General features: G+C 48.1%; 13 protein-coding genes and 1 tRNA gene. 8 read left to right on the forward strand and 6 right to left on the reverse strand.

All coding sequences use genetic code 11. From position 1 onward, the window contains the following. Nucleotides 1–25: 25 nt before the first annotated feature. A complete protein-coding gene (locus QUA78_RS09895; RefSeq protein WP_333300044.1) occupies nucleotides 26–646 on the forward strand; it encodes a DVUA0089 family protein in 621 nt (206 codons plus the stop codon). A gap of 403 nt (nucleotides 647–1,049) precedes the next feature. Here QUA78_RS09895 and QUA78_RS09900 read toward each other — a convergent pair whose 3' ends face one another. Together QUA78_RS09900 and QUA78_RS09905 are read right to left on the reverse strand one after the other, a co-directional pair. Next, a complete protein-coding gene (locus QUA78_RS09900) occupies nucleotides 1,050–1,241 on the reverse strand; it encodes a chlorophyll a/b-binding protein (RefSeq protein ID WP_172191677.1) in 192 nt (63 codons plus the stop codon). 94 nt (nucleotides 1,242–1,335) lie between these two features. Next, nucleotides 1,336–2,352 carry a succinate dehydrogenase/fumarate reductase iron-sulfur subunit gene (locus QUA78_RS09905; RefSeq protein ID WP_333300042.1) on the reverse strand — a complete coding sequence of 339 codons (1,017 nt, stop codon included), beginning with the start codon at nucleotides 2,350–2,352 and terminating at the stop codon, nucleotides 1,336–1,338. A gap of 240 nt (nucleotides 2,353–2,592) precedes the next feature. Here QUA78_RS09905 and QUA78_RS09910 point away from each other — a divergent pair, with 240 nt between their 5' ends. From QUA78_RS09910 to QUA78_RS09925, 4 genes are all read left to right on the forward strand, one after another. Further along, on the forward strand, nucleotides 2,593–2,835 hold the full coding sequence (locus tag QUA78_RS09910) for a hypothetical protein (protein WP_333300041.1): 243 nt from the start codon (nucleotides 2,593–2,595) through the stop codon (nucleotides 2,833–2,835). Nucleotides 2,836–3,281: 446 nt separating this feature from the next. Then, nucleotides 3,282–3,905 (forward strand): excalibur calcium-binding domain-containing protein, encoded by a 624-nt coding sequence (locus QUA78_RS09915; RefSeq protein ID WP_333300040.1) that lies wholly within the window; start codon nucleotides 3,282–3,284, stop codon nucleotides 3,903–3,905. A gap of 132 nt (nucleotides 3,906–4,037) precedes the next feature. After that, the gene (radC, locus tag QUA78_RS09920; protein WP_172193060.1) at nucleotides 4,038–4,769 is read left to right on the forward strand and encodes a RadC family protein; all 732 of its coding nucleotides are present in this window, start codon (nucleotides 4,038–4,040) and stop codon (nucleotides 4,767–4,769) included. A 315-nt stretch (nucleotides 4,770–5,084) separates the two neighbouring features. Then, a complete protein-coding gene (locus QUA78_RS09925; RefSeq protein ID WP_015176985.1) occupies nucleotides 5,085–5,423 on the forward strand; it encodes a DUF1815 family protein in 339 nt (112 codons plus the stop codon). Between the two features lie 840 nt (nucleotides 5,424–6,263). Here the strand turns inward: QUA78_RS09925 and QUA78_RS09930 are convergent. Further along, a complete protein-coding gene (locus QUA78_RS09930; protein ID WP_333300039.1) occupies nucleotides 6,264–7,310 on the reverse strand; it encodes an endonuclease/exonuclease/phosphatase family protein in 1,047 nt (348 codons plus the stop codon). Between the two features lie 251 nt (nucleotides 7,311–7,561). Here QUA78_RS09930 and QUA78_RS09935 point away from each other — a divergent pair, with 251 nt between their 5' ends. The 3 genes from QUA78_RS09935 (at nucleotide 7,562) to QUA78_RS09945 (ending at nucleotide 11,138) form a co-directional block, all read left to right on the forward strand. Continuing rightward, nucleotides 7,562–8,041, forward strand: coding sequence for a DUF4079 domain-containing protein (locus tag QUA78_RS09935; protein WP_333300038.1), 480 nt, complete (start codon nucleotides 7,562–7,564; stop codon nucleotides 8,039–8,041). 343 nt (nucleotides 8,042–8,384) lie between these two features. Next, on the forward strand, nucleotides 8,385–10,991 hold the full coding sequence (locus tag QUA78_RS09940; RefSeq protein WP_333300037.1) for a ComEC/Rec2 family competence protein: 2,607 nt from the start codon (nucleotides 8,385–8,387) through the stop codon (nucleotides 10,989–10,991). A 60-nt stretch (nucleotides 10,992–11,051) separates the two neighbouring features. Beyond that, nucleotides 11,052–11,138: transfer RNA gene (locus QUA78_RS09945), tRNA-Ser, on the forward strand. A gap of 649 nt (nucleotides 11,139–11,787) precedes the next feature. On the opposite strand, the gene QUA78_RS09950 is transcribed toward QUA78_RS09945, so the two are convergent. The 3 genes from QUA78_RS09950 to QUA78_RS09960 form a co-directional block, all read right to left on the reverse strand. Next, nucleotides 11,788–12,471: a ribonuclease HII gene (locus tag QUA78_RS09950; protein WP_333300064.1), complete on the reverse strand. Its 684-nt coding sequence runs from the start codon at nucleotides 12,469–12,471 to the stop codon at nucleotides 11,788–11,790. 1 nt (nucleotide 12,472) lies between these two features. Continuing rightward, nucleotides 12,473–14,797 carry an Rne/Rng family ribonuclease gene (locus QUA78_RS09955; protein ID WP_333300036.1) on the reverse strand — a complete coding sequence of 775 codons (2,325 nt, stop codon included), beginning with the start codon at nucleotides 14,795–14,797 and terminating at the stop codon, nucleotides 12,473–12,475. 406 nt (nucleotides 14,798–15,203) lie between these two features. Then, the gene (locus QUA78_RS09960) at nucleotides 15,204–15,332 is read right to left on the reverse strand and encodes a hypothetical protein (protein ID WP_333300035.1); all 129 of its coding nucleotides are present in this window, start codon (nucleotides 15,330–15,332) and stop codon (nucleotides 15,204–15,206) included. Nucleotides 15,333–15,604 lie beyond the last annotated feature (272 nt).

Genomic DNA, 15,604 nt, shown 5'->3' on the forward strand with positions numbered 1-15,604 from the left:
TCTTCTTTGCAAATCGAGGTAATTCATGCGTCAAGTTAGATTTTGGGCGATCGCGCCAATTGCTCTGGTAGCTACTTTTTCTGGCAAGCCGACTCTCTCTTCGCCAGTTTCAAATTCAGGTGGAGTTGCTAACAGCAGTTCTACCCTCATTTCAGCAGAATTTCCTCAAAATTCACCTGATGCGAACCCTGCTGGCAAGGCTGTTTTAGCTCAAGCAAGCCCCAACCCGTCGCCATCACCACAGAGTTCGCCAACTCAGAGTCCAACTGTACAACCTTTGCCGAGTCCCGATCCGGGTTCATCTAAGGTTATTTTAGAGCAAAACGGAGAACTCACCCCTGCTAAGTCATCTGTACTGCCCTCGGACAGCAGTTTGTACGATGAGTATACCTTTGAAGGCACTCAGGGTCAGAAAGTGGTTGTTAGCGTAGAAAGTACCGAGTTTGATACTTATCTCGCTATTTTCAACTCCCAGGGCGAGCTACTTGCAGAAAATGATGATGTGACGCAGCAAAATTCCAATTCTGAGCTTAGTGTTACCTTGTCTGCGAGCGGTCGCTACCGCGTCATTGTCAATGCTTACGATCCGCCTCCAAAAGGTAGAGGCAAGTACAGTTTGACCGTCCGCGACACAACTGGAAATTAGTTTGAACGAAATCGATTATCTATGTGAATAATTTCTCGATAGGCGACTGGAAACCAAGCTTACAAGTACAGGTTAAATTTGCACTAACTTAACTTGATTTCCGCTTTTTATAAGCAGGAATGCAGGTAAAAAATGGATAATTGTCTATTTTTTTACCTGCTTTTTTATAGGAGAAGTAAGAAGGAAGAAGGTTTTAGTTATTTAGGAGAGAAGGAAGAAGAAATAGACCGCATTAGTTTCAGGAATTAAGAACGTCCTAACCGTGTTGGCAGTTGCTAAATGAATAGGATTTACGCATCTGTGCCCTGAAATCGAGTTTTTTACCAAAATACTTTGTGGCAGCCCTATAATCGGTAAAAAACCCGGTTTTCGAGCATTTTTAGTGCCTCATATACCGCTCAATTTAACGCAGACCCAGCCAGGTGAAAAAATCCTGGCGGGTGAAAAATTCTAGCAGCAAAAGTCCCACGAATCCCACCATCGCAAATCGTCCGTTGATTTGTTCGGCGTAGGCATTCCAGCCAAAGGCTGGTTCTGGTTGTTTTGGAGTATTTGGGGTTGTCGGTTTTGGGGATGGAGGAGTTTTAGCAGTCATTTAAAAGTTTTGAGTTTTGAGTTTTGAGTAATGACTTTTGGGAAGGTTTGCGATCGCACAACTTGTAATTTACCAGGAAAATGACAACCGATCGCTAATCTGCTGACTTTTCTAAACTTTGAACCGATTCGATCAGATTTCGCACGGTTTCAGTACCTTCTGAAGGCTCAAAAAACAGCGGGAACTTGCCCCGAGCGATCATTCTCAAACCCAACGGGCCCAGACTCAGCAAACCTTTAACGTCGCGGAAGTAGTTTCCTACTACTTCGATGCCAAATTTGCGCTCGTCTATCCAGCCGCCTTCTTTGACGAGATCGATTAAGACTTTGCGGTGACGGATCGATCGACTGGCTTGGTCGTCTTTGCGATCGAGAATCTCTTGTTTAATCTTACCAATTTGATCCATCGGCGCGACTTCCATCGGACAAACCGAGTTGCAGTAGTAACAGCGGGTGCATCCCCAGACGCCTGCGGTACCCTCGTTGTATTTTTCGAGCCGATTTTCGGTTTCGCTGTCGCGTCCGTCGGCGATCGTGCGGTAAGCTTTGGCGAGGGCGTGGGGGCCGACAAATTCCGGGTTGACTTCGCGGGCGTTGCACTCAGAATAGCACGCGCCGCAGAGGATGCAGTTGCCGGTTTGGTCGAGTTTCGATCGCTCTTCTGGAGTTTGCAGAAATTCGCGTTCGGGAATTGCTCGCGAGGCGGTGCTGACATAAGGTTCAACTGCTTCTAGGTTGTCCCAAAAACTGGTCATGTCAACAACCAAATCTTTAATGACCGGCATATTTCCCATTGGGGCGACGGTGATTTCTGGGATGAAATCGGCAGGCTTTTCTGCTGAGCTGGAATCGGCTATTTTTTGCAGTCTTGCGAGTTCGCTGGCCACATTTTCTTTGCAAGCTAATGCCGATCGACCGTTAATCCGCATAGAACAACTGCCGCAAATTGTATTGCGGCAATTTTTGCGAAAAGCTAATGTGCCGTCCTGTTCCCACTTGATGCTGTTGAGGCAGTCAAGGATGGTATTGCTCTCTTCCACGTCTAGGGTGTAAGTGTGAACCCGGGGAGCCTCGTTTTGATTTTGGCGGACTACGTTAAAGCGGACTTTCATATTTTGAGGGAGGAATTTAGTGTCTATTTTAAGCTGAATTTTCTGGTTTTGTAAAAACCTATTATTGTTTTTTACAACTACCTAAAGTAAGAGATTTAACCAGTTTTATTATTGCTTGATAAAAGGCAATAAGTCCAAAGTGATAAATCCTAAATTGTAACTTTTTTAAGCGGATTTTTTGAGATGTTAATAGGAGAGACAAGTAATTGATCGCTGCAGTTCGCGAGTCGGAGGTGCCTGATGTCCAGCTTGTTTGTATTAACTTTCATGTTTTCAACACCGGCTTTTTGTCTGGGTCTGCTAAATCCTGAATGGGTGGGACTGGGAACTCGCAAGCGATCGACTGCCTTGTACGGCGGGTTGATGGCAGTTTCGTTCCTTGTGCTTGGGATTACAGCACCTAAGCCGCCGCAACCAGTTTCCTCGGGGCTGCTGGCCTCAACTGAATGGCGAGAATTTAGGGTAAGCGCACCTCTGCGCTGAACGTAGCTGGGTATGCTTCTCACTTTTCTGGCAGGGTTACGAGGAATTTTACCAGGACTTACGCCCGGTTGGGCGAGATACCTAGTTTTTTAAGGAAAATACTTGGTTCTACTCATTTACTGCAATTAAAAAACCAGGTTTCACGGCGTCGGAGTGCGAGCGCGAACTGTAGGAAAAAGTCGTGGGTTTAGTAACGAGAAATACACTCATCAGCCGGGTTTCACCCGCGTAGGATATCCAGCGTTCTATTTACTTTGTAAATCATAGGGATTTGGGATTGGGTCTACCGATAAAGAAGGAAGTTCACTTCTCAGGACTTACGCACAGGGATTAAAGAAATCGGGTTTTTTAAACAGATATCCTTCGTGCTTCACCTCGTATTTTGGTAAAAAAAACCCGGTTTATGCGTCCTGGACTACTTCTATTTTTTACTGGTAAAGGTCGCTATGTTTAATTTTTTCGTCTTAAGCTTTTTATTGTCGCTCCCTGCCTTCTTTCTGGGCATTGTTAATCCGAAATGGGTGGCCGCACCAACCCGCAAGCGATCGGTCGCGATGTATGGCGGGTTGATGGCGGCTTCGTTTGTACTTTTTGGCGTCACCGCACCCCCTCCGTCTCAGGAAGTTTCAGTGGCGCTTCCGGCCCCAAGCGATCCGCTAGTATCATCTCAAACCGCTAAGCCGTCACCGCTTTCGGCAGCGCCGAAACTGAAGCCGGAGACTGTGAAAACGCCGACACCAACACCGAAACCTGCAATTTCTGCGGAGGTACCTGCACTTGCCAAACCAGATCCCGATCGCAAATTGCCATCTTCAGTCAAATCTGTTGAACGAACCGCAGAGATTCCTCTTGATGCACAGCAGCCAAAGGAAGATACCAAGAAAGTTATTTACGAGTCTTCTAAACCGAAGTTTAAAAGTGCCGATTTTCCCAGTTGCGTTAACTCGGATTGCAACTGTTCTGACTTTGCGACTCAAGCACAAGCGCAACAAGTGTTAGAGGCGTATCCGGGCGATCCGTTTAAGCTAGATCGAGATAAAGACTCGATCGCTTGTGAAACGTTGCCTTAGATTTGCTGTGCCAAAAACCTCGGTTAAAGCCAAGGCTTTTTTCGGTGATCGTACTGATTTTAAGAACCCAAATCGATCGGCTAAAATCATGTAATTGTTGAGCTTGCGTTGCTGTATTGGTAAGGTGCATTTATGACTTACAGCTTAAGAATTGTCGATTTGCCAACGAGTGAACGACCACGGGAACGGCTGATGGCGGGCGGCCCGAAAAGTTTGGCTACTGCGGAATTAATTGCGATTCTGCTGGGTACCGGTCAGGGACAAGGCAAACTTTCCGCCGTCGGGCTCGGACAGTATATTTTAAATCAGTTGAGTTTGCATTCTCGCGATCCTCTGGCTGTGCTGCGCAGTATTAGCGTTCAGGAGTTGACGCAGATTCACGGGATTGGCCCTGCTAAGGCGACTTCGATTTTGGCTGCAGTGGAGTTGGGGAAGCGGGTGTTTCAGTCGCGTCCGCCGGAAATGGCTGTAGTTGACTCTCCGCAAGCGGCGGCGGATGCCCTGAGTCAGGATTTGATGTGGCAGTCTCAGGAACGTTTTGCTGTGGTGCTGCTGGATGTGAAAAATCGGCTGCTGGGTACTCAGGTAATTACGATCGGCACAGCCACGGAAACTTTGGCTCACCCGAGGGATATATTTCGGGAGGTGATCCGCCAAGGGGCGACGCGGGCGATTATCTCGCACAATCACCCCTCGGGAATTGTGGAGCCGAGCCCGGAGGATATTGCTTTGACGCGGCAGTTGCTGGCGGGAGCGCAGTTTTTGTCGATTCCGCTACTGGATCACTTGATTTTGGGGAATGGGGATTTTCGGAGCTTGCGGCAGACTACGACGCTTTGGGACGAGTATCCCCAGGGGGATTGAACTCTTATACTTAACTAATTTGATTGCTGTCATTAGTTATTTGTATCTTTGGGCCTCCAACGGCTGAATCACCCGTGACAGCAGGCAAATTTTCCGGCTGGAGTCCCCCGCTAGAGCCTGTTTTGGCTGAATGTCGCTGCTGATACTTCGTTTCGATCGCAACTCGGTTAATCTAGTATAGGTAAGCTGAAGAGGTCGCTAATCCGATTTTTTTTGAGCATACTAAACGTATACTGAACCAGCACCTAAATACCCACTTATTAAGAAATTATTAAATGGGATGTAAAATACACGGTGTGGTGATAGGAGGAGAACGTGTTTCTGAGACTTGCAGAACAACACCGTAAATTCGTCCAAGATTTGGTAATGAACCTCCAAGCTTTAGCGATCGTGCTAGAGCATCGGGGTTATCTGGCTTCCTGCTACACTTGCGGGGGTCAGATGAACAGTGCCTCATTTATGGTCAGTTTGACGGACAACCATCTGATTCGATTTTTAGTGTCAGATTACGGTATCACTTGGACTGAGATGCGGGACGACCGCGAACTCATGAAACTAGAAGGTGCAGAAGCGATTAATCAGTTACAAGAACTGGCAAATCTCGTAAAGTATCAAATCCAACCTTCGGAAGCTACTTTAGCGACGGCGCAGTGAGTGTAGCGATTGCACGGTTCCGAGGAAGGCGACGCAAGAAAGTTGGTGCTTGTCTGCTACAACCGACTCCCCAGCGAGTTAGTTGATAGGGTTCATTTAGGTGCACAGCGATGGCTGCTCAACAGACAAGGGTGCTTTCAGGGTGCCTTCAGACGCTCAGTTTAGCGCTCAGTCGATCGAACTCTCATCGGGCAGACGGCATACTTTATGCAAGAAGTCTCAAACTTGGAACCTCTAGTTTTTTTTTCAGCAGTTGATTCTCCCTTGAGAGCGATTAGCAAAATGTAGAAGTGCGACTACTCGTCGGCTGCGATGTTAATTTCTCGCTTTGGCATTCAAAAGTCAAGGAATTGAAATTAACTTTGAGCAGGCAGATAAAATTTAACATCCAGAGTGAGGATGAGGCTGTGAAGATTGGGCGAAACGCAGACCGAGGGCTATGGCATACGGGCGATTCAGCAGTCAACTGCAAAGTCGGTAAGGCTTAATTCGAGCCATTAGTCTGTGCTTGGTTGAAAACATCTTCATTTGTCTAAAATTCCCTGTTTGTATAGTCGCGAATTCCATGAGACTGTTGGCGAATCAATACTTTGTTTATTTGGGGGGTTTAATAATGAACCGCCAAGACGCCAAGTACGCAAAAAAGGAAGAAGAAAGTGGAAGAAGGATAGAAAAATTAATTGCGGGCAATTATCCGGACACGATCTAAGAGGGGTGCGACGGGAGCAAATGTGAGGCGTCACCCTTCACGGATTCGCCAACAGCATCACCATGTTCGCCCGCAGCTTAAATTGACCGATGCCCTTGCGATCATCGCCCCACCAAAGTGTTGCCAACCCCCTACACTCGTCCAAATTCCGGTTGCATCCGCAGTTGGGCCGACACCGGCAGATGCTCTGAACCGATTGCCGGTAAAACCTTGGCTGATTTTGCCCCCCAGTGCTGAGAATACCAAACATAGTCAAGCCTCACGAGGGGAAAAGTTAATTTCCAGTTTAACTGTTTAACCAGTAACTTCAGATCCCATCCGTTAGGAAAAGTAAAGCCAAAACCCAGTCCTGCTGTTCGGAAAGCATCTTGCATAACCGCTCTCAAATAATAGTAGTCTTGAGACTGGTCAGTCAAATTAAAGTCCCCCGCGGCAATAGTCGGCAGCGTTTCTTTCTGCAGTCGCCCCACTAAATCTTGAATTTGTGCCGGTCGGTCGCCGTACTCGTAAACTGGGATTTTGAGGAAAGGCAAAATTTTATGCTGGCGAAACCACGGTGGGGTTGTTGAAATGTTATAAAGAACTACATCTTGCTGGTTCATTTCGATAATAGCTCGTTCCTGTGGTTCGTTCCCACCGGCTAGCCGTAACTTTTGGAAAGAGCGAAAGGGATATCTGCTGAGAATCACATGGTATCCGCGCCCCAGGTGGTGCGGGTATAATACGGCCAACTTAGAGAATACTTCTTCGGCGTAATCTTCCTTAATTTCTTGCAAACAAATGAGGTCTGGTTTTTCTTCCTGAATTAGGTTAACCAAAGCTTGTGGGGATTCGTGATGCCAGCCGAGGTTGAGAGAAAAAACCTTGAGAGTTGGCTGGGAGTCACTGATGTTCGCCGGCTGGGGAGAAAAGTAGGTGACGTGTAGCCAACCCAGCAGGCAGATGCCAGCCACAGATGAAACAATCGCGAACCAGCGTTTCTTGATGAGAAAAAACCCTAGAATTGGCAGCAGGAAGATTGGCAAGAAAATCCAAGGAACAAAATCCCCCATCAAGGCAATCGGCCACAGCCTGTCCCAAAATATCTGTCTCAGAATCAGATAGCCGACAATCACTGCTGAGTAGGCGTAGGCGAGCAGTTGAGCAATTCGCTGCAAAAATCGGTAAGGCTTAATCATAGCGCCGTCTGCAATAGCATCCTCTTACTGGTGTGGGGACAAAAAACAGGATCTTGTCAGCTCAAATTAACTGAAATGGCCGCTCCCCTGCTGAGGCTAGGCAATACACTTCTCTTGTGTCCGGCTCTTTTATTTTATACAGACTTCTGGCTGGAAACAGTGATTGAAAATCGCGATCGGTATATTGCTATTTAGAGTAAGTTGTTGGTTAAACCAAAATTAGCGATCGCGAAGTTAGGAATCTCAAGCAAATGGTAAATTTAAGCGAACTTTTAGAACCCATCGCCAGTCAATTTCGGAGTCTGGGAATTCCCGAATCGATTACTCATTGGGGACACCCGGTAATGATGGGGATCGTGGTGGTGGCGATGGGCAGTTTTGTCGGGTATACGGGATGGCAGGGACGTTTGGCCCCCGATAAAGATGTCGCACTCAAAAGTCGATCGGATCACCGCAAGCTTGCACCGTGGATGTTTCTATTTCTAGCTTTGGGCTATACAGGCGGCTTGCTGTCGCTGGTGATGCAGCACCAGCCTGTTATGGAAAGCCCGCATTTTTGGACGGGTTCGACAGTGCTGGTTTTGCTGGCTGTTGGCAGCTTGATTTCGCTGACGGGTTTTGGGGGCAATAAGCCAGCACTGCGCGCGGTTCACGCTTATTTAGGCACGACGGCCCTTGCACTTATGGTGCTGCACGCGGCTTTCGGTTTAAAATTGGGGCTGTCTATTTAGAAGAGGAAGAGGAAGGGGAAGGAGAAGGGAAAGAATGTCAGGCAGGACTAAGACCAACTGGCACAATTGGTAGGGTGCGTCAGATGCTGAAACCCTTGATAATCTCTCAATAACCGAGTCTGACGCACCATACAAGCTGACTTAAGTGTGACAGTTGGCTGTAGTCGTATCAGGAAAGAAATTTTGCTATAACTTACGCACGGGTAGCCAGAAACCGGTTTTTTTACCCAAATACACGGCGTTTAGCCCTTTACCCTGGTTAAAAAACCCGGTTTCTTTGGTAAGGAGTGCATAAGTCCCGGATCGGTTTTCCTGAAATATTCCCCCTCTAAATTACTAATTAATGAATCAAGCAACGGGTGTGATTTTCTGTCTTGCCTACATTGTGGGATTGATTTCTACAGCGGTTCCTTGGGGTAGATACGGGATACTTGCTTTGGGAATAGCGGCCGCGATCGCCCTGCCAAAATTCTTGCGAAAATTTGCTCGAAATTCTGTAAAAGCTACTAAGAAAAGACGCAGCAGACAAAAAGAAAATACTCTTGAAGAACCCTTAGATGCGAGGGAAGAATTGAGTTTGTTGGAGATGCTGCCGAGATCGAAATGGGTGTGGGCAGTTGCGGGTTTGGTGGCATTTCTAGCTAGCTTTTATTTTGCAGTTCGATCGCCCCAACCGGCAATAGATGACATCAGCAAACTGATTCCGGCTGGCGGGAACACTCAAGAAGTCGCAGTGACAGTTCGCGGTAGAGTTGTCAGTACGCCTCGATTGACTCGATCGGGTCGATCGCAATTTTGGCTAGAAACAGATTTAGTTAGCGAAATCAACGGCGGCGAGGGAGGAGCAGTCGTAAACCGCCCAGTATCCGGCCAACTCTACGTTACAGTGCCCCTGCTGCAAGCAACGGGTTTGTACGCCGACAATACGATCGCAGTTGTGGGCTCTTTGTACAAACCGCAGCCGCCGTCGAATCCGGGGGCTTTTAATTTTCAAGCATATTTAGCCAGAGAAGGAGCTTTTGCAGGCCTCAAAGGGCGTCAAATTGACTGGACGAGAGAAAATGCGATCGCGGATGTAAATCGAGTTAACGGCCAAGCGGATGCTTTCTGGGAGCCAAGCGGAATGCGGCCATCGAAAATTCAAGCGCTGCGGCAGCGGATCGTGCGATCGCAACTATCGCAGTTAAATGTTCCCGAAGGGCCCTTGATCGGTGCGATCGCCCTTGGCAAACAAGCCGTAGATTTACCTTACAACATCCGCGACTATTTTGTGCAAGCTGGATTGGCCCACGCGATCGCAGCTTCCGGCACTCAAGTTTCGATGGTTTTGGCTTTAGTTCTAGCTTTAACCAGGCGTTTTTCCAAACAATTGCAATTTAGTTTTGGCGTCGGTGCTTTATTTTTGCTCGTGGGATTAACAGGCTTTGAAGCTTCAGTATGCCGCGCGGCTTTGATGGGATTTGGAACATTATTTGCTTTGGTGCTGAACCGCCAAGTTAAGCCGCTGGGATTGCTGTTAATTGCTGCTACTATTTTACTGCTGGTTAACCCTTTGTGGATTTGGGATTTAGGTTTCCAACTGAGTTTTCTGGCAACCTTGGGGTTAATAGTAACAACGCCGCCACTGATGGCAAAGTTGGACTGGATGCCGCCCGCGATCGCTTCGATTATTGTGGTTCCGATCGCAGCTTCACTTTGGGTGCTACCGCTGCTACTTTACGTTTTTAGCGTGGTATCACCTTACAGTATTTTAGTCAATATTATTTCGGCTCCTTTGCTGTGGATTTTGAGTATTGGGGGGATGGTTAGCGCTTTAGCTGGATTGATTTTTCCGCCGGCTGGCAGTGTTTTAGCGCAACTGCTGGACTATCCGGCAAAAGGGTTAATTGCGATCGCCCAATATTTCTCGCAATTGCCTGGTAATTCGGTAGCTGTCGGTCAAGTATCGGTGTTTCAGCTAATCGCGCTTTACAGTTTAATTTGCTGGGTTTGGATCGGGGGAAGTTCGGCAACGGATGTAACGGATGTAACGGATAGAAGGAGGAAGGAAGAAAAAAGACGGAAGCCGGAAGCAGTCAGAGGAAAAAACCAGGAAAAGGGGAAAGGGAATAAGGGGAAAAGCAGAGTTATTGCGCTGCCGGTTTTTTCTGCAGCTTGGATTTTACCGCTGGCGGTTGTGGCGGGAATTAGCATCATAGTTTTGCCAGCTTGGCACGTTCAAGCATCTTTATTTCAAGTTACTTTGCTGGCGACATCTGGCGATCCAGTTTTAGTCATTCAAGATAGGGGAAAAGTGGCGCTAATTAATAGCGGTGATGAAAATACCGTCAGGTTTACAGTGTTGCCTTTTTTGCAGCAGCAAGGAGTTAATTCTGTGAATTTTGCGATCGCCACTCACGGTCATTTAGGTTTGAGCGGCGGTTGGGGAAAATTACTAGAACGCTTGCCAATTAAAACATTTTATGATAACACTGCTCCGAAACAAATTCACCGTGGCAACAATCAGGAATTTATGACTGCTGTGCAATCTCACCAAGGTGTTTACTTTCCTTTAGAAACTAACAGTACAGTTGATCTGGGTTCGACGCGGTTGCAGTTCGTGAATGCGGAGATTCCGGTGGTAGAATTCCTGGTGGGAAATCGAACTTGGTTGCTCGTCGGTGAAATGACACCGGAAGTGCAAAAAAAATTGGCAGCAACGGGAACCTTGAAGCCGGCTCAAGTGCTGTGGTGGTCGGGAAAAACCCTGACGGCTGAGTTATTAAGCGCGGTTGGGCCACAAGTGGCGATCGCATCTGCTAACGAAATCGACCCAGAAACCGTCGCCCAACTGCGCCAAAACAAAACCCAAATATTCTGGACAGGGCGCGACGGAGCCCTCCAGTGGACGCCAGCAGCCGGATTTAAGACCACTCTGGAATCTGAAGAAAATCAAACTTCTTTTCTGTAAAGATTTACAATGTGGCGCACTGTGCGGTAAAATACTTTTAGCTCACATCTCAAATCAATTGGAGAGGTGGCAGAGCGGTTGAATGCGGTAGACTCGAAATCTACTTTAGGGGTGACTCTAACGTGGGTTCAAATCCCACCCTCTCCGTTTTTCCTTTAAAAATCAACATTTCTGGCATCTCCCTGCTTAAGATACAAGCAGCAAAATAAGATAACTTGGTATATTTTATGGGAGATTTTGCCGAAGATTTGGGGAAGATTAATGATTCCCTAGATCGAGTCCAGATCTGATCCAAGGGGAAGAGGTTTTACTTGCGAGCCACTTTCCCACCTAAGCCCGGTGATGGTGATAAACCGAAACGGTATGAGATTAGCAATGGATATGCAGCGCATTCAGAGGGGCTGAGATTTGCTAAAGCTAAGGCTCTATGAAAATTGAAGCTCAGCTATTGCGTGGAATATTTGATTGGACACCGTGGGTCAACGGCAAGCAACAACCAATGGAGCACTTGCCAAATTTGCGCGCCTCGAAGTTAAATTTACTGAATTAGTCGCTGGGTGCAGATCTAAAATGCCCAGGGATTTGCCATCGGATTAAGAAATTGGGCGTTGCTGATTTAGAGTATGAAAGGCTAAATATTCAAGTAATAGAAACCAGTATCCACAAAGCTTCGGGATTTTCAAGTTATTTTTTTCATACCCAGATTAAGCAACGCCCAAGTTTCTTGTGGGGTCGGCCCCAGAGCCCGTCCGTGAAAGTTTTATTGAAAATGGTGCTAGATGTAAGATACAACTAACTATTTTCGGCAAGGACTAAAGGACAGCCGATGAAAGACAGATACACCGAAACGTTGCAAAGCTAATTTATGTTTAGCAGTTCCATATCCTTTGTTATTTGTCAAGTCATATTCAGGATACTTAACAGCCATGCGCAGGATTAATTCATCGCGCCAAACTTTCGCCACAATACTAGCAGCAGCAATCTGAATCGATCGCGCATCACCCTTTACCATCGTCTCTTGTTCGATCGACAAATTGGGAATCCTTTGATTCCCGTCAACCAAACACAAATCAGGAGTAACATTCAGCTTCAAAATTGCGCGTTTCATCGCCAACAAAGAAGCCTGCAAAATATTCAAACGATCGATCTCCCGCACCGAAGCCGCACCAATTTGGCAGTCAACCGCCACAGCCCGGATTTTTACGGCTAACCGACTCCGGGCTGCGGCACTCAACTGCTTGCTGTCGCGCACCCCGCAACTTGCTAATTCATCGAGAACTTCGTCAGGCAAAATGCAGGCTGCAGCCACCACCGGCCCGAACAAAGCCCCTCGTCCGACTTCATCCACACCTGCAATTACCAGAGTGTTCGAGCCAGAGGGGGAAAGGGGAAGATGGAAAGATGGGAATAGAGTAAAAATTTCTACTTCTTCCTTCTTCCCTCGAACCTCGGACTTCTTCCTTCTTCCCTCGGACTTCATATCACTCATCCAAAACGGCTGACGAGCGGCGCCTGCGCCGCCGGTTGATAGCAGGCTCCTCGGGTTCGCTGGGTTCGCTGGGTTCGCTGGGTTCGCTGGGTTCGCTGGGTTCGATCGGCTCATAAGATTCATACGGCTCGATCGATTCATTAGACTCATTGAGTTTGATCGGCTCATAGGATTCGCCCATCAAATCGATGGTGTCTTCGATATGAGCAAAATCATCAGTTTCGCGATCTCTGAGCGCAGCCGAAGGGTCGATCGAACTCTCGCCGTAAATTTCAGCCTCATCATCCTCAGAAAATACAGGCTCAGCTACCGACATTTCTGGATAATAATCGCGTTCCTGTGCATTCTCTGCAGGCGCCGCCGGTTCAAATTCAAATTCGAGCTGCTCGAAAGGCGGCTTGTTCGGGGCCGCTCCCGGGAGAGTCACCGAAACGATCGCATTCTTAGGATTTTTGACGCTGCGATCCGTAAGCACCAAAGGAGAAACCCCCATCAGCGCATAAACATCCTGCTCCTCCGCTGTCATTTCCACCGAAATCACCTCCGGAGGCTCCACCATCGGCTTCATCAACTCAGACTTAGCCGGACGCACGCGATCGAAATCCTCGCGCCTGCCAACAGTCGCCATATTCACCAGCCCGAAGCCCTCGGAAGCTGCCCGGATGCCGGGAGGTGCCTGGTACTCAGAGCGCGTATCTGCCACGGGCGCGATCGAAGTATTCGGCAGCCGCAACTTGCTGCGCACCGGTTCCTCCTCCACCGGGAGGGCAAAAGGCTCTTCACCAATCCGGCGGCGGCGGCGGCGTCTCGTTCCGTTCCCCAAATCCTGATAGCTGGGATGGTTGAGCAAGTCCAAAGGCGAGGCGTTGCTGCCGGTCTCAAAATCCAAACTTTCGCTCTGAGGTTCCCAAGCAGCCCGAGCAGGTTCTGGGGGGCGTTCTTCCCGCACTGGTGCAGGAGTTGCAGCCGCCACAGGCGTCAAGCTGCGGCGTTCCAATCCTTCGGGCAAATTCAACAAAACGCGGTTCGACGTAGCAACAGTGCGATCGCTCGATTCCCGCACCGCTGCGGCGAAGTCTTCTTCCCCGGGCAGTTGCACCAGATGACCCAACCCGCTGCAAGTAGGGCAACTGTGGCCGAACAACTCGTAAATATTTTGACCTTGGCGCTTGCGGGTCAGTTCTACCAGTCCCAATTCCGACAGTTGAGCGATTTGCGGCCGAGCTTTGTCAGCTTTGAGAGCTTTATTGAAATGTTCCAGCACCTGCAACTGATCGCGGCGGGATTCCATGTCAATAAAGTCAACAATAATCACCCCGGCAATATTGCGCAACCGCAGTTGTCTGGCAATTTCCGTTGCTGCTTCGCAATTTGTCCAGAGTACAGTTTCCCGAGCCGTCGCCGATCGAGTAAACGAGCCAGAGTTGACATCGATCACCGTCAGCGCCTCAGTCGGCTCGATAATCACATAACCCCCCGAAGGCAAATCAACCCTCGGTCTGAGGGCTTCTCGAATCGCAGCGTTAACGCGGAAAAATTCTAAAATCGAGGCGCGCTCTCGGTGGTGGTCGATCAAAACTCCCGCAGGAAGTTTACCGCCATTCCAGCTCATCAACTGCTGCTTCACCCGCTTAATTCCATTTTGCGAGTCCACCACAATCCGATTCACGTCACCGCTGAACATATCCCGCAGCACCCGCTGGATAAAATCGTCATCGCGGTTGAGCAGTGCCGGCGCCCGCGAGGTACCGCCTTCAAGTTGAACGGCTTCCCACTGTTTTTGGAGGACTTCCAAATCTTCCATGATGGCTTCTTCAGTCATCCCTTCAGCTTCGGTGCGTACCAGCAGCCCCATCCCGGCCGGCTTCACCAAAATAGCCAGGGCTCTGAGGCGATTGCGCTCGGCTTCCGACTTGATCCGCCGTGAAAGATTGACTCCCCTGCCGTAGGGCATCAGTACCAAATAGCGGCCCGGCAGAGTAATGTTGCCTGTCAGCCGGGGGCCTTTGCTGCCCGTCGGTTCTTTCATCACCTGTACCACCACTTTCTGCTGGGGGGTCAGGAGTTCTGTAATAGCTCCTGCTGACCGTTTAAGGCGCAGCGGGCCGAGGTCTGTTACGTGCATGAACCCGTTACGTTCTGGATCGCCAATATTGACAAATGCCGCATCTATCCCGGGGAGTACATTCTCGACAATTCCCAAGTAAATGTCGCTGACTTGGTGGCTGCCTGTGGCGACCACAAGTTCTTGGATTTGATCTTCTGAAAAGACGGCAGCAATGCGATGCTGCTCTGCTATAACTATCTGCTTTGTCATTCAATTTCCTCAAAAAACTGGCAGCAAGTTAGAGACACTTAAGCACAAGAGTGCCTCTGACTTTGACTGTAATTATTAGTAGCTTGAAGAGTTATGAGCTGTGAGTTGGTGCAGGGAGGAAGGAAATTTAACTGTTGACCGTTCACCGTTCACTGTTAACTGTTACAGATAACTGTTAACTGTTACAGATAAAGTAGTTAAACCCGCCCGTACAGAGTTATGAGTTATGCTCAGCAGATAAATCTGAGAGATAGAAATAAGGAGGCTTTTATCGAGTTAGGAATATTGAGTTTTGAGTTGAGAATTGCAAAATCAATACTCAAAATTCAACACTTACAACTCTTCCTTTGAACTCAGCGAATAAATTCATTGACACCGTACCAATTTCTTAACACACAACTTAACACTACGAACTGATAACTCCGCTTGCGTGGTGGTTGAGGGCTGGTTGTGAGCGAAAGTAGGTAGGAGTGAAAGCGCCTAGACTTTTGTTGAATTCTTGCGCGATCGCACTCAACATACCCCAGCTTGGCATTCGACTGCAACCTCCGCCCCTGCCAACCCTAAAACCTCGTCAGTCGATTTTAGATTTTAGATTTTAGATTTTAGATTTTAGATTTACTCCACAGATGAATCTGGGAGATTGAACTTTAGTCTAAAATCTAAAATTTTTGGTTCTCTACGACTTAAGTCGGGGGCTTATCTCCGTTTTTTGACGGGTCAGTCGATTTTAGATTTTAGATTTTAGATTTTAGATTTACTCCACAGATGAATCTGGGAGATTGAACTTTAGTCTAAAATCTAAAA

It is taken from the genome of Microcoleus sp. K4-B3 (assembly GCF_036704615.1).
In the GTDB taxonomy this organism is placed as follows: Bacteria; Cyanobacteriota; Cyanobacteriia; order Cyanobacteriales; family Microcoleaceae; genus Microcoleus.